17 protein-coding genes are annotated in these 23785 nt (G+C 69.7%); 11 read left to right on the forward strand and 6 right to left on the reverse strand.

What is annotated here, in order from left to right; all coding sequences use genetic code 11:
• Positions 1-70: 70 nt before the first annotated feature.
• On the reverse strand, positions 71-1465 hold the full coding sequence (locus tag OHA03_RS30965) for an endo-1,4-beta-xylanase (RefSeq protein ID WP_267007011.1): 1395 nt from the start codon (positions 1463-1465) through the stop codon (positions 71-73).
• Positions 1466-2265: 800 nt separating this feature from the next.
• Here OHA03_RS30965 and OHA03_RS30970 point away from each other — a divergent pair.
• The 5 genes from OHA03_RS30970 (at position 2266) to OHA03_RS30990 (ending at position 7199) form a co-directional block, all read left to right on the forward strand.
• Positions 2266-3219: an ABC transporter substrate-binding protein gene (locus OHA03_RS30970; RefSeq protein WP_267007012.1), complete on the forward strand. Its 954-nt coding sequence runs from the start codon at positions 2266-2268 to the stop codon at positions 3217-3219.
• Positions 3220-3247: 28 nt separating this feature from the next.
• The gene (locus OHA03_RS30975; RefSeq protein WP_323181341.1) at positions 3248-4201 is read left to right on the forward strand and encodes an amino acid ABC transporter permease; all 954 of its coding nucleotides are present in this window, start codon (positions 3248-3250) and stop codon (positions 4199-4201) included.
• The gene (locus tag OHA03_RS30980; protein ID WP_323181272.1) at positions 4198-4971 is read left to right on the forward strand and encodes an amino acid ABC transporter ATP-binding protein; all 774 of its coding nucleotides are present in this window, start codon (positions 4198-4200) and stop codon (positions 4969-4971) included. The genes OHA03_RS30975 and OHA03_RS30980 overlap by 4 nt, the downstream gene beginning before the upstream one ends.
• Positions 4968-6200, forward strand: coding sequence for a M20/M25/M40 family metallo-hydrolase (locus tag OHA03_RS30985; RefSeq protein WP_267007014.1), 1233 nt, complete (start codon positions 4968-4970; stop codon positions 6198-6200). Before OHA03_RS30980 ends, OHA03_RS30985 begins: the two co-directional genes overlap by 4 nt.
• A gap of 93 nt (positions 6201-6293) precedes the next feature.
• Positions 6294-7199, forward strand: a complete 906-nt coding sequence (locus tag OHA03_RS30990; protein WP_267007015.1) for a MurR/RpiR family transcriptional regulator — start codon at positions 6294-6296, stop codon at positions 7197-7199.
• A gap of 26 nt (positions 7200-7225) precedes the next feature.
• Here OHA03_RS30990 and OHA03_RS30995 read toward each other — a convergent pair whose 3' ends face one another.
• A complete protein-coding gene (locus OHA03_RS30995; RefSeq protein WP_267007016.1) occupies positions 7226-7879 on the reverse strand; it encodes a class I SAM-dependent methyltransferase in 654 nt (217 codons plus the stop codon).
• A 173-nt stretch (positions 7880-8052) separates the two neighbouring features.
• On the opposite strand from OHA03_RS30995, the gene OHA03_RS31000 reads away from it, so the two are divergent.
• The gene (locus OHA03_RS31000) at positions 8053-8688 is read left to right on the forward strand and encodes a LysE family transporter (protein WP_267007017.1); all 636 of its coding nucleotides are present in this window, start codon (positions 8053-8055) and stop codon (positions 8686-8688) included.
• Between the two features lie 73 nt (positions 8689-8761).
• On the opposite strand, the gene OHA03_RS31005 is transcribed toward OHA03_RS31000, so the two are convergent.
• The gene (locus OHA03_RS31005) at positions 8762-10621 is read right to left on the reverse strand and encodes a serine hydrolase (RefSeq protein WP_267007018.1); all 1860 of its coding nucleotides are present in this window, start codon (positions 10619-10621) and stop codon (positions 8762-8764) included.
• Between the two features lie 182 nt (positions 10622-10803).
• Between OHA03_RS31005 and OHA03_RS31010 the strand changes: the two genes are divergently transcribed.
• Both OHA03_RS31010 and OHA03_RS31015 read left to right on the forward strand, forming a co-directional pair.
• The gene (locus tag OHA03_RS31010; protein ID WP_267007019.1) at positions 10804-11913 is read left to right on the forward strand and encodes a nitronate monooxygenase family protein; all 1110 of its coding nucleotides are present in this window, start codon (positions 10804-10806) and stop codon (positions 11911-11913) included.
• Entirely contained in the window at positions 11910-13460 is a 1551-nt protein-coding gene (locus OHA03_RS31015) for an acyl-CoA synthetase (protein ID WP_267007020.1), read from the forward strand. The genes OHA03_RS31010 and OHA03_RS31015 overlap by 4 nt, the downstream gene beginning before the upstream one ends.
• A 52-nt stretch (positions 13461-13512) precedes the next feature.
• Here OHA03_RS31015 and OHA03_RS31020 read toward each other — a convergent pair whose 3' ends face one another.
• Complete coding sequence (locus OHA03_RS31020; RefSeq protein WP_267007021.1) at positions 13513-15924, reverse strand: penicillin acylase family protein; 2412 nt, start codon at positions 15922-15924, stop codon at positions 13513-13515.
• Between the two features lie 151 nt (positions 15925-16075).
• Between OHA03_RS31020 and OHA03_RS31025 the strand changes: the two genes are divergently transcribed.
• Positions 16076-17584 carry an acyl-CoA synthetase gene (locus OHA03_RS31025; protein WP_267007022.1) on the forward strand — a complete coding sequence of 503 codons (1509 nt, stop codon included), beginning with the start codon at positions 16076-16078 and terminating at the stop codon, positions 17582-17584.
• Between the two features lie 134 nt (positions 17585-17718).
• On the opposite strand, the gene paaK is transcribed toward OHA03_RS31025, so the two are convergent.
• Complete coding sequence (gene paaK, locus OHA03_RS31030) at positions 17719-19008, reverse strand: phenylacetate--CoA ligase PaaK (protein WP_267008229.1); 1290 nt, start codon at positions 19006-19008, stop codon at positions 17719-17721.
• A gap of 189 nt (positions 19009-19197) precedes the next feature.
• Between paaK and OHA03_RS31035 the strand changes: the two genes are divergently transcribed.
• Positions 19198-20721 (forward strand): alpha/beta fold hydrolase, encoded by a 1524-nt coding sequence (locus OHA03_RS31035; RefSeq protein WP_267007023.1) that lies wholly within the window; start codon positions 19198-19200, stop codon positions 20719-20721.
• A gap of 36 nt (positions 20722-20757) precedes the next feature.
• Here the strand turns inward: OHA03_RS31035 and OHA03_RS31040 are convergent, their stop codons facing one another.
• On the reverse strand, positions 20758-22386 hold the full coding sequence (locus OHA03_RS31040; protein ID WP_267007024.1) for an FAD-dependent monooxygenase: 1629 nt from the start codon (positions 22384-22386) through the stop codon (positions 20758-20760).
• Positions 22387-22655: 269 nt separating this feature from the next.
• On the opposite strand from OHA03_RS31040, the gene OHA03_RS31045 reads away from it, so the two are divergent.
• Positions 22656-23774, forward strand: coding sequence for a SchA/CurD-like domain-containing protein (locus OHA03_RS31045; protein ID WP_267007025.1), 1119 nt, complete (start codon positions 22656-22658; stop codon positions 23772-23774).
• Positions 23775-23785: the final 11 nt, after the last annotated feature.

Raw genomic sequence — 23785 nt, forward strand, 5'->3', positions numbered from 1 at the left:
CCGTACAACGGTGCAGGCCGCGGCGACAGGGTGTCGCCGCGCCCTGCGTTCTCGCGCCTCTGACGGTCTGTCAGGAGGCGTTACAGGCGCCGATGGAGGGCGTCGCCGTGCTGCCGTTCGTCATGACGGTGAACCCGAAGGTCGTCGACGCTCCCGCCGCCAGACTGCCGTTGCCGTTCGGCTTCATGGTCATCACGTTTCCGCTGGTGTCCCAGCTGGGAGTGCCGTTCCAGGTCGTGGAGACCTTCTGCGGCGAGGTTAAGGTCACCGGCGCCGACCAGTTGGCGATCGCGGAACTGCCGGCCTTCACCGTCACCTGTCCGTTGTAGCGGTCACTCCAGGAGTCGGTACGGGAGTAGGTCGCAGTGCAGGTGGCGCCACCCGTGCCGCCGCCGGGGGCACCGCCACCGGTGCTGCCTCCGAGTGCGGCGAGCACCGCGTCGTACGCCGGCTTCTTGTTGTAGTTGTTGTCGAACAGCAGCGGGGTGCCACTGCTGCGCCACGAGTACTTGTCGGGGATGCCCCAGACCGTGATGCCGGTGCAGCGCGAGACGGCCAGACAGGCCTTCACCACGTTGCTGTAGTTGGCGGCCTGCGCCGAGCCGGAGCCCTCGATGTCCAGTTCGGTGATCTGCACATCGACGCCGAGGTCGGCGAAGCGCTGCAGATTGGCCTGGTAGTCACTGGGGACGGGCGAGTTGCTGTTGAAGTGCGACTGGAATCCCACGCAGTCGATCGGCACGCCGCGCTGCTTGAAGTCCTTCACCATGTTGTAGACCGCGTTGCTCTTCGCGTTCTGACCGTCGGTGTTGTAGTCGTTGTAGCAGAGCTTGGCGCCCGAGTCGGCGGCGCGAGCGGTACGGAACGCCTCCTCGATGTAGCCGTTGCCGAGCTTGTCCTGGAACGGGGAGCTGCGGCGGGCGCCACTGCTGCCGTCCTGGAACGCCTCGTTGACCACGTCCCAGGCGTAGATCTTGCCCTTGTAGTGGGTCATGACCTGGGTGATGTGATTGTTCATCGCCGTGCGCAGGTCGGCGGCGGCGAGGCCACCCACCCAGCCGGGCAGCTGCGAGTACCACACCAGGGTGTGGCCGCGGACCTTCATGCCCTGGCCCTGGGCGTGGCTGACTATCTGGTCGGCCGAGGAATAGTTGAACGAGTTGCGGGTGCCTTCGACGGCGTCCCACTTCATCTCGTTCTCGGGCGTCACCGCGTTGAACTCGGTGTCCAGCGTGGAGGCGTACTGCGCCTCACCGAGATGATTCGCGGCCACTGCCGTACCGAAGTACCTGCCCTTGGCCGCGGCCGAGGCGCCGAGTGTGCTCGCAGCGTCTGCGCTGCCGGCGAGCGAGAGGACACCGGCGGTGGCCAGGACGCCGGCCGTTCCGAGGACGAGTGCCTTGCGGACCCGGGCACGGAACTGCGGGCATCGGGGCTCGAAGCCGCGGGGGGAATTGTCGATCACTGACCAACCTCTTCTTCCGATTGTCGGACGGAATGAGCGGACCGCCCGGACATGGGTGGGTGGACCGTTCAGGGCTGTGCGTTCCGCCTCCGGACATGCCGACGAATGGCGGTTCTCCGGCGGGGAGTTGATCGGTGAAGCAAGGAGCGAGGGAGAGTATGCGCCCGGCGACGGGCGACGTCAACGCGGCATTTCCGAAATATTTCGAAGAGGTAAAGCGCGGAATCTACGTCTGGTATGCCTCTGAACTGTGTGAATGTGATCCCGGGATGTCGGCGCAGGCGTTTGAGGCGGGAACACGCATACAGAGGCAGGCCGGAATTACGAAAACCTTCCGAAATGCAGTATGCGATTCGGGTGAAGTTGAGGGTCTACTTCGCGGATGATCTGGATCATCCGCATCGCTGGGCAGCGCATTTCGTGCCTTTCGGTGGATCAGGGCCCGATCCGGGCACGGAAGCGACCTGCAAATTCATCGAAATATTTCGGGATCGATACGGGTCGAGCGCATCGCATGCCGCTCGAAACCCTGCATGCAAGGTCCCGAATTGACGGGTAATGCTCGTTCGGCATCGAGTAAATGGACTGCGACCTGAAACGCGGGCGATGGGGGCGCGCGCTCGTGTGAGCGCGAGGGCATTGGTGTGCCTGCCGCTCGGTGACCATGTGGCGCGGCTGGACGGGGCCGTTATCGATATGTAACAGGTGTTACGGTAGAACGAATGAAGACGCCATGTGTAACGTGCGGGAAGTTCGTCGGCGGTGAACCAACCGCACGGCAGTTCCGCGAGAAGGGGTTCGTGTTGCACACTCACCCATGGCGCCGCGCAGTTGCGGCCACAGCACTGTTGATCACAGCGGCCACGGCGCTGTCCGGCTGCGGCAGCGACCCCGGCGACACCGCTGCCCCCGCGGCCGGCGTCACCATCGCCGGCGTACGCATCACCCGCGATGCGAAGCTCCACGCCGCCCTGCCTGCCGCCGTGCGGTCCGCCGGTGCGGTCAGGGTCGCCACCGACGTCCCGTACGCCCCGTTCGTGATGTTCGTGGCCGAGGGCAAACCCGAACTGACCGGGCTCGACTACGACCTGGGGCAGGCGCTCGGAGCCAAGCTGGGGGTGCGATTCACCTTCACCGCGCAGAAGTTCGACGGCATCGTGCCGGCGATCCAGGCGGGCAAGTTCGACGCGGTGATGTCGGCCATGACCGACACCAAGGAGCGTCAGCAGGTCCTGGATTTCGTGGACTACTCCGTGTCCGGCTCGGGCATCCTCGTCACCGAGGGGAACCCGGATCACATCGCCGAACTCGACGATCTGTGCGGCAAGAAGGTGGGTGCCGAGGCCGCCACCCACCAGCTGGACGTACTCAAGGCCCATCAGGCCGCATGCGCGGACGCGGGCAAGGAGCCCGTCTCCATCCAGACGTTTCCGAAGGACTCGGATGCCCAACTGGCTCTGCGATCAAGGAAAGTCGCAGCCGACCTGCTGACCAAGCCCGCAGCAGGCTGGACCGCCAAGACCGCGGGCGGCGGCCGGGCCTTCGAAGTCGTCGACGACCCCGAGGCGGTCGGCGGCTACGAGGCCACTCCCAACGGGATCGGCGTCACCAAACGCCTGCCGGGCCTCACCGACGCGATCCAGCAGGCCGTGCAGGCGCTCATCGACGACGGGACACTGCGCAGGATCTGCGCCAAGTACGGTGTCGCGTCCATCGCGGTGCAGGAAGCCACGAAGAACGCGGCGGTGTCCTGACATGACTGCCATGACCCCCGCCGGGACCATGCAGAGCCGTTCCGCACCGGCCGCGTCCGCACCGGACACCCTCACCGCCGTGCCGGTCCGTCACTGGGGCCGCTGGCTCGCCGCGGCGGCAGCCGCCACCGCCCTTGTCGGGCTCATCGGCTCCCTGGCAGGCAACAAGAACCTGCACTGGGACATCATCGGACGTTACGTCTTCGCCGATCTCGTGTTCAGTGGACTGGTCACGACGCTGTGGCTGACCGCGGCCGCCATGGCGATCGGGCTCGGTCTCGGTGTCCTCGTAGCGGTGATGCGACTGTCGTCCAACCCTGTCCTGCGCGCCCTCGGCACCGCTTTCGTCTGGGTCTTCCGGTCGACGCCCCTGCTGGTCCAGATCATCTTCTGGGGGTACGCGGGAGCGCTCTACCAACACGTCCTGATCGGTGTCCCATTCACCCACATCACCTTCCTCCAGGTCGACACCAACGCCCTGCTCACGCCCACGGTGGCCGCGCTCCTGGCGCTGGGACTGAACGAGGCGGCGTACGCGAGCGAGATCGTCCGCGCCGGGATCCAGTCCGTCGACCCGGGCCAGACGGAGGCCGCGCACTCGCTCGGCATGCGTCCATCCCTCACCACCCGGCGCATCGTGCTGCCCCAGGCCATGCGGGTCATCATCCCGCCGCTGGGCAACGAGACCATCAACATGCTCAAGATGACCGCACTGGTCTCCGTGATCTCCGCCCACGACCTGATGTCCAACATCCAGGACGTGTACGCGCAGAACTACCAGGTCATCCCCATGCTCGTGGTCGCCTCCATCTGGTACCTGATCCTCGTCACCGCCCTGAGCCTTCCGCAGTCCTGGCTGGAGCGCCGGTACGGGCGCGGCCTGGCCCGCGCAGCTTCCGCCGGCCCGCTGCAGCGCCTCGTCGCCGGAGTCCGGCTGAGCCTGTCCCGTAACACCCCCGCCCCGACCGGCCCGAAGGGATGACGACCGTGGAGACGCCGATGGTGCACGCCGAGAGCGTGCGCAAGCACTTCGGGAAGGTCGCCGTGCTCCAGGGCATCGACCTGACCGTGGAACGTGGCCAGGTCTGCTGCCTGCTGGGCCCCTCCGGCTCCGGGAAGTCCACGTTCCTGCGCTGCATCAACCACCTGGAGAAGCTCGACGGGGGCAGGCTGTCCGTCGACGGTGCGCCGGTGGGCTACCGACAGCAGGGCGACCGGCTGTACGAGCTGAAGGAGCGCGATATCGCCCGCAGCCGCCGCGACATCGGGATGGTGTTCCAGCGGTTCAATCTCTTCCCGCACATGACGGCGGAACAGAACGTCATGGAGGCGCCCATGAAGGTCGCGGGCGTCGCCAGGGACGAGGCCCGCGCGGACGCCCGGCGCCTGCTGGACCGCGTCGGGCTCGCCGATCGCGCCGACCGATACCCCGCCCAGCTGTCCGGCGGCCAGCAGCAGCGTGTCGCCATCGCACGGGCCATGGCGATGAAGCCCAAACTGATGCTCTTCGACGAACCGACGTCCGCCCTCGACCCCGAACTGGTCGGGGAAGTACTGGACGTCATGCGCCAACTGGCCTCGGAAGGAATGACGATGGTGGTTGTCACCCACGAAATCGGGTTCGCCCGCGAAGTCGCGGACACGGCCGTCTTCATGGACGACGGCGTCGTGGTCGAAGCAGGTACCCCCCGGCAGGTACTCGGCGACCCGCAGCAGGAACGCACCCGCGCCTTTCTGTCGAAGGTCCTGTGAGCGCCCCCGCAGGGGTCCGGGGCACTGCGGGACGTACCGCGGCCCGGTTCCTTCCGGACGCCGTCGCCCTGCACGACCGCTACCTGTCGGACCTGCAGCACCTCGTCTCCATCGACTCCGGCTCGTACAGCCCCGAAGGGGTCAACCGGGTCGCGGCTTGGACCGTACGGCGACTGACCTCCCTGGGCTTCGAGGTCGACCGGGCAACCGTCACCGCCGAAGGACGGGACAACGCCCGCTTCGGTGACCTGGTGGTGGGGCGGCTGCGCGGCGGGCTGCCCGTGGAGCGCGGCGGACGGCGCATCCTGCTCGCCGGGCACATGGACACCGTGTTCGACGACGGGACCGCGGCCGACCGGCCGTTCCGCCTGAGCGGCCCGCTGGCCCACGGACCCGGAGTCAGCGACGACAAGGGAGGACTCCTCGCCGGGCTCACCGCCGTGGAACTCCTGGTGGACCGGCGGATGCTGGACTTCGCGGAGATCGTCTTCCTCGCCACCCCCGACGAGGAGATCGGGTCACCGGCCAGCCGCCCGGTGACCGCGGCGCTCACAGCCGGAATGCACTACGCGCTCGGCCTGGAGTGCGCCCGCGAGAACGGCGACCTCGTCGTCTCCCGCAAGGGCGTGGCCGACTTCGTGATCACTGTGACAGGGCGGGCCGCGCACGCCGGAATCGAACCGGAGCGCGGAGCGAACGCAGCGCTGGCCGCCGCGCATCTGCTCATCGACTGTCAGAAGATGAACGGGCGCTGGGGCGACGTCACCGTCAATGTGGGCATGGTCAGGGCGGGCAGCCGCATCAACATCGTGTGCCCCGAAGCGGAGCTGCACGTAGAGGTGCGGTCGTCGACCGACGACGGGATCCGGCACGCCCGAGAGGCCATCGAGAAAGCCGCCGCCCGGCTCCGCGTACCCGGCACCACAGCCACCGTCCGGCAGACCGAAGTTTGTCCGGCGATGGAGGACACCCCGGCAGCGCGCGCCATGTTCGCCCACGCCGTGGACGCCGGCAGGGAACTCTCCATCGCTCTGGGCGCCGCAGCCACCGGCGGCGTCGGCGACGCCAACACCATCGCCGGCGCCGGTGTCCCCACCCTCGACGGCCTCGGCCCGGTCGGCGGCGGAGACCACGGCCCGGACGAGTGGCTCGATGTCACGACCGTTCCGTCCCGTGTCGCCCTGCTGGCCGCCCTGATCGTGACGCTCGGGGATGCGGGCGGCAGCTGACCGGGCTCCCCGGGTCGGCCCGTCGTCGATGCGGAGAGAGTCCGGGGCCGGGCCCCGCGTAATCTGAACCCCTTTGGAAAGGTGGCTCGGCCCATGTCCTCACTCGCCGAAGAGATCCGGCACCGCATCGGTGACCTCAGTCCCGCCGAACGCAAGGTGGCCCGGGTGCTCCTCGCGGGCTATCCGTCGGCAGGCTTCGAGACCGTGGCCACGCTCGCCGAACGGGCCGGCGTGAGCGCGCCCACGGTGATCCGCTTCGTCAACAGGCTCGGCTACAAGGGATTCCCCGACTTCCAGGCGGCCCTGCGCGAGGAGCTCGACGAACGCAGCGCCTCACCGCTGGCGCTGTACAGCACGCGCGGATACGGCAGCACTCCGCCTCGGGCGCAGGACGACGCCGGGCCGGGAACGGTGCCCGCCGAAGGCGACCAGGATGTGTTCAGCGCCGAGGTCGCCCGCACCCTGCGCGAACTGCCTCCGCACGATGTGGAGGCAGCAGTGGCGCTGCTCTGTCACCCCAAGCGCAGGGTGGTCCTCGTGGGCGGCCGGTTCACCCACCTGCTGGCGCAGTATCTGGGCCTGCATCTCATGCAGTTGCGCGGTGACGTGGTGATCCTGCCGGACCGGGACGTGGAACGGACCGCCGTGCTCGCGGGTCTGGGCAGACAGGACGTCCTCGTGGTGTTCGACTACCGCCGCTACGAACCGGACAAGGTCGTCATCACCGAGCTGGCCAGGGAGCGCGGCAGCAAGATCGTGCTGTTCACCGATGCCTGGCTCTCGCCGGTGACCAATCTCGCCGACGTCGTCCTGCCCAGCCGGGTTGCCGCCCCGTCGCCGTACGACAGCATGGTGCCGACGCTGGCCACGGTCGAGACGGTCCTCGCGGGCGTACTCGGGCAGCTCGGCGAGAAGGGGCGTGTCCACCTGGAGCAGAGCGAGAACGTCGCACGGCGGGCCGGGATCCAGCCCGCCGACCGGATGCCGGACGCCCCGTAGCGAGGGGGACGGGACCGGCCCGCCGACTACGGGTTCGCCGGTCTGCGGACCATGAGGTACGCCTGAGGGCCGGCCTCGTTCCGGCCTGCCTCGCGCACGAGCGTGGCGTCCACGACGAACCCGGCCAGGCGCAGCAGCTCCGCCACCCGCTCGGGCTCCAGCCAGTAGACGTCGAGCGCCAGAGGATGGCCGTACGCGTGTTCAAGGTGCCGGATCTCGTCCCCGGCCTTGAAGGCGAGCAGCAGATGGCCGCCCGGGGCCAGCACCCGGTGGAACTCGGCGAACACCTCCGGCAACAGCTCCGGCGGGGTGTGGATGATGGAGTACCAGGCGACGATGCCGCCGAGACTGCCGTCCACGAGATCCAGCGCGTTCATCGAACCGACGTCGAAACGAAGGTCCGGATAGGTCCGACGGGCCACCGCGATCATCTCCGGCGACAGGTCGATGCCGCGTGCAGTCAGCCCCAGGGACTGCAGGTGCCCTGTCACCCGGCCGGGGCCGCAACCGATGTCGGCGACCGGTCCGGCATCGGACGCCTGCACGAGTTCGACGAACGCGGCGAGCATCGCCCGGTCCAGCGGCCTGTATCCGAGTTCCGTTCTCAGGAGTTCGGCGTAGTCCATGGCGACGGTGTCGTAGGACGCCCGGGTGGTGCTCAAGTAGGCGGGTTCAGTCATGAGCGAGCAGCGTAGTCGGCTGACAGAAATTGCGTTGCCCGCGCCCCCGGCCGCCCGCATCATCTGCTCATGAACTCGATCACCGTCCTCCTGTCGCTGACCCTCGCCCCCGCCCGACCGGTCCGAGGCCAGCAGCAGCCCGGCCCACCGCGGAGGCCTGCCTTCCCGCACGCGTGAGCGCCGCCCTGGTCGCGGGGCTCCTGGCCGGCTTGGGCATTGCCATGCCGATCGGAGCGGTCGGGGCCTATCTGGTGACCCTCACGGCCCGGACGTCTCTGAAGACCGGTGCCGCAGCCGCCCTCGGTGTCGCGACGGCCGACGGCCTCTATGCGCTGATCGCGGTCGTCGGAGGTTCGTCGCTCACTCATGTCATCGAGCCCGTCGCGCTGCCCCTGCGCTGGGCCTCGGCGCTGGTGCTCGTCGCACTGGCGGCTCTGGGCGGGGCCACGGCAATCGGCAGGTACCGCAGGCGGCATTCGGCGGTCCGGACCGACGGGGCACCCCTCGGCCCCGCGCGGGCCTATCTGGGGCTGCTCGGAATGACGATGCTGAACCCCACCACCGTGATCTACTTCGCGGCGCTGGTGCTCGGCAGTCGGACGGCCGCTGCGGACCCGGACCGCTGGGAACAGTCGGTGTTCGTCCTCGCGGCCTTCGCGGCATCCGCGGGCTGGCAACTGGTGCTCGCCGGTGGGGGAGCGCTGCTCGGCCGTGCGCTGACCAGCCATCGTGGGCGGCTCGTCACCGCCCTGGCCTCCAGCACGCTGATCACCGCACTCGCCGTCCATCTGCTCGTCCCGACGTCATGACCCGGGCTACCGGCCGAACCGGCCGCCGGCCCGGGTCATGCTCAACGTCGCCCGCCGGGCGCGCCGGCCCGCCTCAGTCCGCGGACACCGTCCACCCGTTCACCTCGATACGCCCCGCGTCACCGGACCTGCTGTCGTCGAAGACCGTACGGCCGTTGTCCTCGACCCGGATGCCGTCCACGTACGCCCCGCGTCCGACGTACAGCTGGTCCGTGGTGTACCGCCAGCGCAGCCGCACCTCCTTGTCGCGCCAGGCGGCAAGGTCCGCGTCCAGCCGGTGCCAGACCCGGCCCGACCAGCCGGAGACGGAGCCCGCCGGATGCGGTTCGGGCTCCGTCCCGTGGTGTGCGGCCGCTGTCGGTACGGTGGTGAACGGCACCGGCTGCCAGGTCGCCCCGGCGTCCGAAGAGGCCTCGAGGAACAGGAAGTCGGAGCCCGGCTCGGTGTCCCACCACAGCGCGCAGCTCAGCGCGGCACGCGGCGTCACCGGACGCAGCACGGGCAGCGCGAGCGTGGCGGAGGCGGCGCTCGCCATGCCCGAGAACCAGGCGGTACGGCCGCGGGCCGGGCGCACCGCCACCGCTCGCGCCATCTGGTTCGCGGTGGCGACCCGTGGTGCGCTGCCGGAGCGCCAAGTGCGGACCGGGTGGACCGAGTTGCCCAGCACGATCAGGAACGAGTCGGTCGTCGGATCGAGGACGAGGCTTGTGCCCGTGAAGCCGGTGTGGCCCGCGGTGCGCGGGGTGGCCATCGCCCCCATGTACCAGTGCTGGTAGAGCTCGAAGCCGAGCCCGTGCGCATCACCCGGGAACGCGGTGTTGAAGTCGGTGAACAGGAGATCCACCGACGCGTCGGAGAGGATCCTCGCGCGCCCGTAGACGCCGCCGTTGAGCAGTGTCCGGGCGAGGATCGCCAGGTCCCAGGCGCAGGAGAAGACTCCGGCGTGGCCCGCCACCCCGTCCAGGCTGTAGGCGTTCTCGTCGTGCACCTCGCCCCAGACGAGGCCGCGGTCCAGGCCGGACCAGGGGAGCCGGGCGTCCTCGGTCGCCGCGATCTTCGGCTTCCAGGCGGCGGGCGGGTTGTAGCGAGTGCGGTGCATACCGAGCGGAGCGGTGATCTCCTCGCGGAGCAGGACATCCTGGGTGCGGCCGGTGATCTTCTCCAGGACCAGCTGCAACGAGATCAGATTGAGGTCGGAGTAGAGGTACACGGTGCCGGGCGGGTTGGCCGGCACCTCGTTCCACAGCAGCTCCAGCTTTCCCTCCCGCGTCGGCGCCTTGTAGAGCGGAATCCAGGCACGGAAACCCGACGTGTGCGTCAGCAGCTGACGGATCGTGATGTCCTGCTTGCCGCCCCTCGCGAAGTCGGGCAGATACGAGGCGACCTTCGCCTCTAGCTCCAGCGCCCCGCGCTCGATGTGCTGCACGGCCAGGATCGAGGTGAACAGCTTCGACACCGACGCCAGATCGAAGACCGTGTCCTCGGCCATCGCGATCTGCTGGTCCGCCGGGAACTCCACCCCGGTGTCGGTCTTCTCGTCGTATGCCGCGTACCGCACCGCCTTGCCGATCGGCCGGTGCAGTGCCACCGTGCCACCTCGCCCCGCGAGCAGCACCGCGCCCGCGAACCACGGGTGCTTGGGGGAGGCGCTGAGGAACTTCTCGGCGTCGGTGACCAATTGGTCCAGCGGTCCCTGCAACAGGCCCGCGCGGGCGGCGGAACCGCGCCGCAGCGTCGGCCGACCGTGCGCGGCTTCCGTCCCCGGTCCCGATGTTCCAGCCTCCGACGTCCCCGACGATCCCGCCCCCGATTCCATGGCCGACGCCGTCTCCGCGAACGGAATCGGTGCCAGGGCGAGCGCCCCGCCCAGTGCCAGCATCCCGCCGCTCAGCCTGCGTCGGCTGATTCCTCTGCCGGTTGCGTCCTCGGTCATCCGGAACCCCTTCCTACCGGGTGAAAGTTACTTTCGTCATCCAGTCCTGTGGTGAAACTTCCTGCCGCCGCAGAGATTACTGTCACCCCTGCCGTCCCGGAGGCCTCCGGCGCCGCAAAGAATCTGACACTGCATCAGAAAATCTCTTCCTTCGGATGTCCGACTGCGGCATCCTGCCGCCCATGGAGACGGAGCTGAGCAAGAAACTGGGAGTCGAGCACGCCATCTTCGGCTTCACGCCGTTCCCGGCGGTGGCCGCGGCCATCACCCGGGCCGGCGGGTTCGGCGTACTCGGCGCGGTCCGCTACACCGCCCCCGACGACCTCGCGCGCGACCTCGACTGGATGCAGGAGCACACCGACGGCAAGCCCTACGGCCTCGATGTCGTCATGCCCGCCAGAAAGGTGGAAGGGGTGACCGAGGCCGACGTGGAGGCGATGATCCCGGCCGGACACCGCCAGTTCGTCCAGGACACCCTCGCCAAGCACGGCGTCCCCGAACTCGCCGAGGGCGAGGCCTCAGGCTGGCGGATCACCGGGTGGATGGAGGAGGTCGCCCGCAACCAGCTCGACGTCGCCTTCGAGTACCCCATCAAGCTGCTCGCCAACGCGCTCGGTTCGCCACCCGCCGACGTGGTGCAACGCGCCCATGACGGGGACGTCCTTGTCGCCGCCCTCGCCGGAAGCGCCAGACACGCCCGGCACCACGCGGACGCGGGCATCGACATCGTCGTCGCCCAGGGGTACGAAGCGGGCGGCCATACTGGAGAGATCGCCTCCATGGTCCTCGTCCCCGACGTCGTCGACGCCGTGGGACCGCTCCCCGTCCTCGCCGCCGGAGGCATCGGCAGCGGAGAGCAGATCGCCGCCGGACTCGCCCTCGGAGCGCAGGGCGTCTGGCTCGGCTCGCTCTGGCTGACCACCGAGGAGGCCGACCTCCACTCCCGCGCGCTGACCCGCAAACTCCTTGCCGCAGGTTCCGGCGACACCGTCCGCTCCCGTGCCCTCACCGGCAAACCCGCACGCCAGCTCCGTACCGAATGGACCGACGCCTGGGACGACCCGTCGGGACCCGGCACGCTTCCCATGCCGCTCCAGGGGCTGCTGGTCGCCGAGGCCGTATCCCGCATCCAGAAGTACGAGACCGGCGCACTGCTCGGCACCCCCGTCGGTCAGATCGTCGGCAGGATGAACACCGAACGCAGCGTGCAGGCCGTCTTCGACGACCTGACAAGCGGCTTCGAACGCGCCGTGGACCGGATCAACCGCATCGCCGGACGGAGCGTCGCATGAACCATCCGCCGAACGGCTTCTGGGCCCAGGCCACCGCCGACCCCGACCGTACGGTCCTTGTCGCGCCCGACGGGCAGACCTGGACCGCGGGCCGGCTGCACGCCGCTGCCAACCGCCTGGTCCACGGGCTGCGCGCGGCCGGGCTCCGGCAGGGAGATGCGTTCGCCGTCGTCCTCCCCAACGGCGTCGAGTTCTTCACCGCCTACCTCGCCGCCGCCCAGGCCGGCTTCTACCTCGTACCCGTCAACCACCATCTCGTCGGCCCCGAGATCGCCTGGATCGTCTCCGACTCCGGCTCCAAGGTACTGATCGCGCACGAGCGGTTCACCGACGCCGCGACCGCCGCCGCGGACGAGGCGAAGCTGCCCGCGAGCCACCGGTACGCCGTCGGCGAGGTCGACGGCTTCCGCCCCTACGCCGAACTGCTCGACGGGCGATCCGACGCCCCGCCCGACGACCGCACGCTCGGCTGGGTCATGAACTACACCTCCGGCACCACCGGCCGGCCGCGCGGCATCCGCCGCCCGCTGCCCGGCAGGCTCCCGGAGGAGAGCCATCTCGGCGGGTTCCTCGGCATCTTCGGCATCAGGCCGTTCGACGACAACGTCCACCTGGTCTGCTCACCGCTGTACCACACCGCCGTACTCCAGTTCGCGGGCGCCGCCCTGCACATCGGGCACCCCTTGGTGCTGATGGACAAGTGGGCGCCCGAGGAGATGCTGCGGGTCATCGACGCCCACCGCTGTACGCACACGCACATGGTCCCCACCCAGTTCCACCGCCTCCTGGCCCTGCCCGACGAGGTGAAGGAGCGGTACGACGTCACCTCGATGCGGCATGCCATCCATGGTGCGGCCCCCTGCCCCGACCACGTCAAACGCGCCATGATCGACTGGTGGGGGCGGTGCGTCGAGGAGTACTACGCCGCCAGCGAGGGCGGCGGGGCGTTCGCCACCGCCGAGGACTGGCTGAAGAAGCCCGGCACGGTCGGGAAGGCCTGGCCGATCAGCGAACTCGCCGTCTTCGACGACGACGGCAACCGCCTCCCACCGGGCGAACTGGGCACCGTCTACATGAAGATGAGCACCGGCGGCTTCAGCTACCACAAGGACAGGACCAAGACGGAGAAGAGCCGCATCGGCGACTTCTTCACCGTCGGTGACCTCGGCATCCTCGACGAGGACGGCTATCTCTTCCTCCGCGACCGCAAGATCGACATGATCATCTCGGGCGGCGTGAACATCTACCCGGCCGAGATCGAAGCCGCTCTCCTCGCCCACCCCGCGGTCGCCGACGCGGCCGTCTTCGGCATCCCGCACGCCGACTGGGGTGAGGAGGTCAAGGCGGTCGTCGAACCGGCCGAAGGGCACCTCCCGGGCGACGGGTTCGCCACCGAGATCCTCGCCCACTGCGCACAGCGGCTCGCCGGGTACAAACGCCCCAAGAGCGTCGACTTCATCGAGGCGATGCCACGCGACCCGAACGGCAAGCTGTACAAGCGACGGCTGCGCGACCCGTACTGGGAAGGCCACCGGCGGGCCCTGTGACCGACGGGCCGGTACCCTGCCACGTCCGGGCGGGGTACCGGCCCACGGCGGACTACCGGTGCTCGTGCACCCGCACGAGCCGCAGCGCGGGCGAGCGTGCGATGTCCTTCTCGCAGAACCGGGAGGTCACCCAGCGCTCACCCGAGTAGAGCTCGGTCTGGTCGCTGAAGTGCGGAGACTTCGGGTTCGAGGACTGGGAGTACGTCAACAGGGTCCGGGCCACCGGGCACTTGGAGCCGTCCCAGCCGACCGCCTGGACATAGCTGGAGCCGGCCGACACCTCCGTGTAGCCGCCGGCCGACGCGTCCCACACCGGCTCCGTCTTGTTCCAGATACCGAGGGACTCCGTACCGCCGCCGACCGGGATGCGCTTCCCGTTCCGTACGACTCCCTGGTGGTCGCCGAGCGGTGCGTCCAGGGCGATCCCGGCCGCTCGCAGCTCGGCGACCGCATCGGCGAGCGCCGAAGTGACACCCGGAGCCGAGGTGTTCAGCGTGTTCGGGGTACGGACCGGGTCCGCGGCGGAGAAGGGCACCTTCCACAGTTCGGCCGATGGCACCGTGGTGACCCTGCGCCAGAACCGGTCGAAGAGCAGCGCGCCCCGGCTGCCGGTGTCGACCTTCCGGTCCCAGTGGGCAAGCACACCGCACGCCGCCGACACATCGACCGCTGTCCCGTCGCTGCCGACGGCACGCCCGCCGGGCAGCGCGGCGCAGGCGCGCGCCAGGTCGGCCGCGGCCAGATCTCCTGCCGGGGCGCGGTTCGCGTACTGCTGGTCCTGCAGGTCGCCGACGGTGAGCCGGCCCTTCGCCGCCATCGCCGACACATCCTCGATCGCCCCCCGGGTCCGCATCGACCGGGGCGCGGCGACCGTACCGAAGACCCGCTCGAAGCCGGTCAGCGGAGCGTCGGCGTTGGTCAGCCAGGCGCTGTCGTTGGAGTTCTCGACGTACGGGGCGTCCTTGACGGTCGGCATCCGGCCCGGCCCGAAGATGCCGGGCTGCACCGCGTCCGGGTCCGAACCGAGCGCACAGTCGCTCCTCGAACCGTCCAGCACCGCGAGCCCCGACGACGGGTACGTCGCCCGGCCCAGCGGGGTGGAGCACCGCTGCGCGAGCTCGTCCGTGATCCTCGGCAACACCTGCGACTGGGAGAAGAACGAGTGCCCCGACGAATCGGCCGCGATGGTGTTCACCCACGGCAGCCCCTGGGTACGGCGCAACGTGGTCTGGACGTCCGCGGTGCTGCGGGCTCTGCTGAACCCGAGACCGGTGTCCGGGGACCGCAGATTCGTGGCGTTCGGGTCATTGAGCGCGTACGCGGTCGTCGCCGTCCACGGCAGCGGCAGCCCGGCACCGAGCGAGGTGACGACCGGACCGTACCGGGTCCACCACTGCGTGCGGGTCACCGGGGCGCCGCCCTTCACGGCCACCGAGACCGTGCGCTTCACCATGCGCTCCGGCAGCCCGTCCACCAGATACACGGTCGGATCCGCCGGGTCGAGGGTCAGCTGGTGCAGATTGAGGGTGACACCGGTGGCGACCGTGTGGCTCCACGCGATGTTCGCGTTGTGCCCGATCGACACGGTCGCCGATCCGAGCAGCGAACCGCCCGCCACATTCAGCTCCCCGGGGATGGTCTGCTGAGACTGCCAGAACCGCCGCCCGCCCTGCCACGGGTAGTGCGGATTGCCCAGCAGCAGCCCACGCCCGTTCGCCGTCGAACTGCCGCGGAACGCGACCGCGTTGGAGCCCATGTCCGCGTTCTGCGTGGACAGCAGCCGCTGCGCCGCCTGCGCGGCGTCGTCCGGCGGGACAGCTGGCGACGCGGCCGCGCCCGTGGGCGGCTGTGCCGCTGTGATGCCGTCGATACCGCGGCCCTGACCGCCCAGCACGGAGAGCGCGAAGGCGCGGGTCGTGACATCCAGGGCCGTCACCGGCCGCACCCAGTCGGCGTCCCGGCAGGCCGGATCAGTGATCCGGTTCTGGGCCAGCCAGGCGTTGTACCCGGCCGCCCAGCCGCGCTCCAGTTCCTTCACCTCATGGCTCTGACCCGCCGGAGCGGGCACCTTCAGCAGTTTCTCGACGGTGTGGCTGTCGCGTATCCCGCGGAAGTAGAGATCGCTGGAGAGATTCTTCGTCGCGGAGGACAGCGAGCCGTCCGGCGCCGCGTCCGGACCGAAGTACCTCGACCGCTCGCCGCGCAGCGTCACGAAGCCATCGGCGAGCGTGCACAACTGGTCGGCGGCCTGCGCCCAGCCGTTGCCGAACCCGAGATCCGCGTAGTCCTTCGCCACGATGTGCGGGATGCCGTACTCGGTGTAGCGGATCACGGCGGACAGCCCGCCGCCCGACGGGTGTCGGCCGTTCGAGGGATCGGCGGCCGCCGGTGGCAGGGACGCCGACACGGTGAACAGAGCGAGACCGGATACCGCGAGAAGTCTCAGACGATTTCGGAGGGGCAAGGGTCCTCCCAACTGTGCGTGAACGAAAGGCGGTTGCTCGGATCGTCCGAGACGCCACGCGCAACTCAGCCAGCACCCGCGTGCCCCTGTCAACATCGTGGCCGGGATCCGAACCCTTGACCACCGGGTCCCGGGCGCACAGGATCGCGCCATGACAGGTGTACGCAGCTCCACAGTCGACGGCGTCGTGACGCGCAGCGCCCGGCGCACTCCCGAGCGCACCGCCGTGCGGTACGCCGAGCGGTCCTGGACCTACCGGGCGCTCGACACCGCGGTCAGCACCGCGGCCGCCGTCCTCCGCGACGGACACGGCCTGCACCCCGGCGACCGGGTCGCCTCCTACGCGCACAACTCCGACGCGTACCTGATCGCGTACCTCGCCTGCGCCCGCGCCGGCCTCGTCCATGTGCCGGTCAATCAGAACCTCACCGGCGACGACCTGACGTACATCCTGCAGCAGTCGGGCAGCGCCCTCGTCCTCACCGATCCGGACCTTGCCGACCGGATCCCGGCCGGTTTCGCCGTACGTCCGCTGCGCGACGCTCCGCACTCCCTCCTCGGTGAACTCGCCACCCCACGCCCGTTCACCGCCGAGCGCGAACCGGCAGCCGGCGACCTGGTGCAGCTGCTCTACACATCGGGCACCACCGCGCTCCCCAAGGGCGCGATGATGACGCACGGCGCCCTCGTCCACGAGTACGTCAGCGCGATCACCGCCCTCGATCTGCGCCCCACCGATCGGCCCGTCCACTCGCTGCCGCTGTACCACTCCGCGCAGATGCATGTGTTCCTGCTGCCGTACCTCGCGGTCGGCGCGGAGAACACCATCCTCGACGCGCCCGAAGCGGGCCGGATCTTCGACCTCGTCGAGGCCGGGCAGGCGGACAGTCTGTTCGCCCCGCCGACCGTCTGGATCGGCCTCGCCAACCACCCGGAGTTCGCCACCCGCGACCTCGGCGGGCTGCGCAAGGCGTACTACGGGGCGTCGATCATGCCGGTTCCGGTGCTGGAACGGCTCCGTGAGCGATTGCCCGCGCTCGCCTTCTACAACTGCTTCGGGCAGAGCGAGATCGGCCCGCTCGCCACCGTCCTCGGGCCCGACGAGCACGAGGGCCGGATGGACTCCTGCGGCCGGCCGGTGCTCTTCGTCGAGGCGCGAGTCGTCGACGAGCACGGCAAGGAGGTCCCCGACGGGACGGCGGGCGAGATCGTCTACCGCTCCCCGCAGCTGTGCGAGGGCTACTGGGACAAGCCGGAGGAGACCGCCGAGGCGTTCCGCGACGGCTGGTTCCACTCCGGCGATCTCGCGGTCCGGGACCCGGAGGGCTTCTTCACCGTCGTCGACCGGGTGAAGGACGTCATCAACTCCGGTGGTGTCCTCGTCGCCTCCCGCCAGGTCGAGGATGCCCTCTACACCCACCCCGCCGTCGCGGAGGCAGCCGTCGTCGGGCTGCCCGACGAGCGCTGGATCGAGGCCGTCACCGCCGTCGTGGTCCTGCGCGCGGACGTCACGGAACAGCATCTGCTCGACCACGTGCGGGAACGGCTCGCCCACTTCAAGGCGCCGAAGAGGGTCCTCTTCGTGGACGAGCTGCCGCGCAACGCCAGCGGGAAGATCCTCAAGCGCGAGCTCAGGGACCGGTTCGCGCTCCCTGGGTGACAGCGCGCCGCAGCCGATGTCGACAACGGACCCCGACACCGCGGCGGCCTGGGCAGAGGCCAGGAACACCGCGGTGTTCGTCGCGTCCGCCGGGGGCGAACGGCGCCGCTCCCCGGCGGCTCGTCGACCGGCGTTCAGCGCCCGCCGCGCTCGTCCACGATCCGCTTGAACTTGCCGACCGACCGCTCCAGCGTCTCGGGGTCGACGATCTCGACCCCCACCGACACCCCGATGCCCTCCTTGACGGCCGTCGCGATCGCGAGCGCGGCCGCCGCCCGCTGGTCCGGCGTCGATTCCGCCCGCGCCTCCGCCCGCACCGTCAGCGCGTCGAGCCGGCCCTCGCGGGTCAGCCGGAGCTGGAAGTGAGGCGCCACCCCAGGCGTACGCAGCACGATCTCCTCGATCTGGGTCGGGAAGAGATTCACCCCGCGCAGGATCACCAGGTCGTCGCTGCGCCCGGTGACCTTCTCCATCCGCCGGAAGACCCTGGCCGTACCGGGCAGCAGCCGGGTCAGATCCCGGGTCCGGTAGCGGATCACCGGCATGGCCTCCTTGGTGAGCGAGGTGAAGACGAGCTCACCCTCCTCGCCCTCCGGCAGCACCTCACCGGTCAGCGGGTCGACGACCTCCGGATAGAAGTGGTCCTCCCAGATGTGCAGTCCGTCCTTCGTCTCGACGCACTCCTGGGCGACACCCGGGCCGATCACCTCCGACAGGCCGTAGATGTCGACCGCGTCGATGGCGAACCGCTCCTCGATCTCCCGGCGCATCTCCTGCGTCCACGGCTCGGCGCCGAATATCCCGACCTTCAGCGATGTCGTACGCGGATCGACGCCCTGCCGCTCGAACTCGTCGAGAAGCGTGAGCATGTACGACGGCGTGATCATGATGATCTCCGGCCGGAAGTCCTGGATCAGCTGCACCTGACGGGCAGTCATGCCGCCGGACGCGGGGATGACTGTGCAGCCGAGCCGCTCCGCTCCGTAGTGCGCCCCCAGACCGCCGGTGAACAGGCCGTATCCATACGCCACATGGACCTTCTGCCCCGGGCGGCCGCCAGCCGCCCGGATCGAGCGGGCGACCACATCCGCCCAGGTGTCGAGATCCGCCTGGGTGTAGCCGACGACGGTGGGGCGGCCCGTGGTCCCGCTCGACGCATGGATGCGCCGTACCTGGTCCTCCGGCACCGCGAACATGCCGAACGGATAGTTGTCCCGCAGATCGGTCTTCGTCGTGAACGGGAAGCGGGCCAGGTCGGCGAGGCTGCGGCAGTCGTCCGGGTGCAGCCCCGCCGCGTCGAACGCCGCACGGTAGAAGCCGACGTGGTCGTACGCATGGTGAAGTGTGGCGCGCAGACGTTCCAGCTGCAGCGCCTCCAGCTCCTTGCGGTCGAGCCGTTCCGCCGCGTCCAGCAGAGCCGTCATCCCGATCTCCCTCGTCCCGAGCAGACGACCGATCATTCGGTCGATCGTTACGGGAGCAGTAATTCAGGATGATCCGCAGCCTGGCAAGGGGGGCGGCACAATCGTGCGCGCCGGAGCCGAACCGCGGCGCCGATTCGCTCACACCGAACACCGGTGCAGCCCGGCGCGGTGACTGTTTGGATGACGTGCATGCCCTTCTTTCACACGTATGACGGGACCGAGCTCACCTACCACCTCCAGGGCGAGGGCGAGCCACTGATCTGTGTGCCCGGTGGGCCGATGCGGGCCGCCGTCTACCTCGGTGACCTGGGCGGACTCTCCGCCCACCGGCAGCTGGTGCTGCTCGATCTGCGAGGGACGGGCGACTCGGCGGTGCCCGACGACCCCGCGACGTACCGCTGCGATCGCCTCGTCGACGACGTCGAGGCGCTGCGCGTACACCTGGGCCTGGAGCGCATCGATCTGCTGGGCCACTCCGCGTCCGGCGACCTGGTCGAGCTCTACGCCGCCCGCCATCCCCAGCGGCTGCGCTCGCTCACGCTCGTCACCCCGGGAGCCCGGGCCGTCGGAGTGGAGATGACCGAGCAGGACCGGACCGACGCCTTCGCGCTGCGCAGCGGTGAACCCTGGTACGAGGCAGGAGTCTCGGCACTGAAGGAGATCCGGGCAGGCCGCGGCGGGAGCGAGCAGCGGGCGGCGGTCGAGCCGTTCGCCTACGGACGGTGGGGCGCCGCAGCCCGGACGCACGCGGCAGGGAAAGCGACGCAACGCAATGCCCGGGCGGTGGCCGTCTACTACCAGGACGGCGCCTTCGACACGGCGGCCACGGTTGCCGCACTGCACAACCTGCCGGTCCCGGTGCTCGTCCTCGCGGGGGAGTACGACGCAGGACCGACCCCCGACCGCGCCGCCGAACTGGCCGCGCTCTTTCCGCAGGCCGAGTTCGCCGTGCAGCGCCGTGCCGCACACTTCCCGTGGCTCGACGACCCCGGCGCGTTCGCCCGTACCGTCCGTGCGTTCCTCGACCCCGAGGTGCACAGCGTGCAGGCCGGCGGCATACGGCTCGCGTATCGCGTCTGGGGCGATCCGTCCGCCCCACCTGTCGTCCTCGCCCATGGGCGGGGCGGCAACAGCCGGGACTGGACGGAGATAGCTGAACAACTCGCCGCCGACCACCGGGTGTACGCACTCGACTTCCGCGGCCACGGCCTCAGCGACTGGACCGGCCGCTACTCCTTCGAGCTGTTCCGCGACGATCTGCACGCCTTCATGGAGGCCCGCAATCTGGCCGGCGCCACCGTCGTCGGGCATTCGATGGGCGGCGCCGCCGCCTATCTCCTCGCCGAACAGGAACCCGGGCTGATCGGCAGACTCGTCGTCGAGGAAGCCCCGACGCTCATCCCGCTCGACCCGCCCCGTCCACCTGCCGAACGCCCGGACGAGGAGCTCGACTTCGACTGGCCGGTCGTCCCGTCGATCGACGCCCAGCTCAACGACCCCGATCCGACGGGCCGTGAGCGCCTCGGCGACATCACCGCCCCGACACTCGTCATCGGTGGGGGACCGGGCAGCCACCTCCCACAGGAGCAACTCGCCCGGATGGCACAGCAGATCCGCGACTGCCGGTTCGTCACCATCGACGCCGGACATCTCGTCCACGCCGCCCGTCCCGCCGAATTCCTGGCGGCGCTGCGGTCGTTCGGCATGGACTGAGACGGCGGCGACGGGTCCCGACGGACTCCGCCGGGGTCAGCCGCGGCTGAGCAGAGTGGCCAGCACCTCGTGCAGGGTCGCCTCCGGGTCGGGTACGGAACCGGCCGACCGCCAGGCCACGAAGCCGTCGGGGCGCACCAGCACCGCGCCCTCGGCGGTCGTACCGTGGGCCTCGGCCCAGTCCGCCCCGTTCTCCGGCTCCAGATCGGATCCGGAGCCGATACCGAAGGCGTCGAGCCGCACCGACAGCCGGTCGGCGACGCGCACGGCCGCACGACACCACGCCACATCCGAGCCGTCGCAGAGCAGCACGAACGAACGCTCGTACAGATCCAGCGTGGACTTGCGCTCACCGGACTGACGGACCCACAGATGGGGGGCCCGGGAGCCGGGGTCACCCGTCAGCTGCAATCCGCGCGGTACCACGGGCTGCTCGGGGTCGGCGCCCACCACGGCGCCACGGACATAGCGGTAGCCCAGCGCCACGGGCAGCAGGCCGCCCTGCTTCCCGCCGCCCGCGCCGGGAGGCGGGGCATAGCCGGGGTGGCTGTGTTCCGCGGAACGGGCGGAGGCCCGCTCGCTCGTCGCCCGGGCCACCGGCAGCCGCTCCGCCTCGTACGTGTCCAGCAGTCCCGGACCGGCCTCGCCACGCAGCACGGCGGCGAGCTTCCAGGCGAGGTTGTGCGCGTCCTGGATACCGGTGTTGGAGCCGAACGCCCCGGTGGGGGACATCTCGTGGGCCGAGTCGCCGGCGAGGAACACCCGGCCGGAGCCGTACCGGTCGGCGACGCGCTCCGCGGCGTGCCACGGGGCCTTGCCGGTGATCTCCACATCGATGTCCAAGGCGCCCGTCGCCCGGCGGATGTGGTCCGCGCACCGCTCGTCGGTGAAGTCCTCGAGGGTCTCGCCCTGTTCGGGCTTCCACGGTGCGTGGAACACCCAGTCCTGCTCGTTGTCCACGGGCAACAGCGCGCCGTCCGCCGCCGGGTTGGTGAGGTAGCACACGATGAACCGCCGGTCGCCCAGCACGTCGGCGAGCTTCTTGGACCGGAAGGTGATGCTGACGTTGTGGAACAGGTCGCCGGGGCCCGACCGGCCGATCCGCAGCTGCTCCCTGATCGGACTGCGCGGGCCGTCGGCCGCGATGAGGTAGTCGGCGCGGACGGTGGTGTGCTCACCGGTCTCCCGGTTCTTCAGCACCGCGTCCACCGTTGACCCGTTCGAGTCGAAACTCAGCAGCTCGGTGGAGAACCTCAGGTCACTGCCCTGCTCACGCGCCTGGGCCAGCAGCACCGGCTCCAGATCGTTCTGGCTGCACAGGCACCAGCCGCTCGGGCTGAACCGGGCGAGTCCGCCGCCCGGGTCGATCTCCTTGAACAGCCACTCCTGGTCGTCGCCGGTCAGCGAGCCCGCCTGCAGGATGCCATGGTTGTCAGCGAGGACCGAAGCTGCCTCCCGGATCCGCTGCTCCACCCCCGCCGTGCGGAACACCTCCATGGTCCGGACGTTGTTGCCGCGCCCCCGCGGATGTGTAGAGGTGGCCGCGTGCTTCTCGACCAGCAGATGCTCGATGCCGAGCCTGCCGAGGAAGAGCGATGCGGACAGGCCTACCAGCGAGCCTCCCACGATGAGGACTGGTACGCGGTGGTCGACGTTCTCGTTCATCAGTTGCTCCCGCTAGGACGCTGTGCAGATGCACTGTCCATGCCCTTGTGAGAGCCGTTCGGACGGCAGCCGGAGCCCTGCTCACCTGAACGGTTCATAAATCTCGCGTCAGCCGGACCAGCGTTTCACGATCGGTCACGGAGAGATGCCCGCGGTCCGGGGGCGGACCGTACACATCCGCCGGGAGAAGCCCCGCTCCGATTCCACTCGACAACCGACGGCCGGCCGACCGATACGGCCACCGCACCGTCTCGAAGGAGAGCGCAACCATGACCACCCTCTCGGAACGGATCTCGCAGTCCGCCTTCGACGGCTCCAGGCTGCGGATCGTTCTGCTGCTCGATCTGCACGACGGAGCCCAGAAGCAATTCCTGGAGGCGTATGAGGACATGCGCAACCAAGTGGCATCCGTCCCCGGACACATCAGCGACCAGCTGTGCCAGTCGATCGAGAACCCCTCCCAATGGCTCATCACCAGCGAATGGGAGAGCGCGCCGCCCTTCCTCGCCTGGGTCAACAGCGAGGAACACGTCAAGACGGTCCAGCCCCTGCACAGCTGCGTACGCGACACCCGCTCGCTGCGCTACAGCATCCTCCGAGAGACCGGCAGCGCCTTCGACGCATTGCCGGAGTCCGCCAAGGGCGGCCTGCAGGCCTCGCCGCGACTGGGTGACGGTGTGGTCCGTCACGCGCTGACGTTCACCGTCAGGCCGGGCACCGAGGAGATCGTCGCCAAGATCCTCGCCGACTACGACTCGCCGCAGGCCCGGGTCGACGAGCACACCCGGCTGCGCCGCACCTCGCTGTTCATGCACGGCAACCGCGTCGTACGGGCGGTGGAGGTCGAGGGAGACCTCCTCGCGGCGCTGCGTCACGTCTCCCGGCAGCCCGAGGTCAGAGCCGTCGAGGAAGCCATCAACCCGTACCTGGAGCAGGACCGGGACCTCACCGATCCCAACTCGGCCCGGATGTTCTTCACCCGGGCGGCGCTCCCCACGGTCCACCACGTGACGAGGGGCCGGCACAACCCCGCCGAGATCCGCCGGCACGCGCTCTTCTACCAGGCCAAGGAGGGCTGCGGCATGGCGCTCGCCCGGCTCCTCGCCGGCTACGACGAAGAGGCCGCCGACGACACGACCAGCCCGATCGACAGCAGCACCATCTTCCAGCGCGACGACATCGTCGTCCGGCTCCTCGAAGCCGTCGGCCCGCTCGACGCCCAGGCCGCCCAGGCGGTCGGTGTCGACGGACCCGGCAAGGTGGCCAGACTCGGACGCCTCCTCGACGAGGACGCCAACGCCGTCCCCACGAACGACCGGGAGATCTCCCGCTTCATCACGCATGCCGAGATGAAGCTGATCACCGATCGGCGGGCCGCGGAGTCCTGAACCGCGCGTCA

Origin of the sequence: Streptomyces sp. NBC_00154, assembly GCF_026342835.1 — a bacterium.
Taxonomy (GTDB): domain Bacteria; phylum Actinomycetota; class Actinomycetes; order Streptomycetales; family Streptomycetaceae; genus Streptomyces.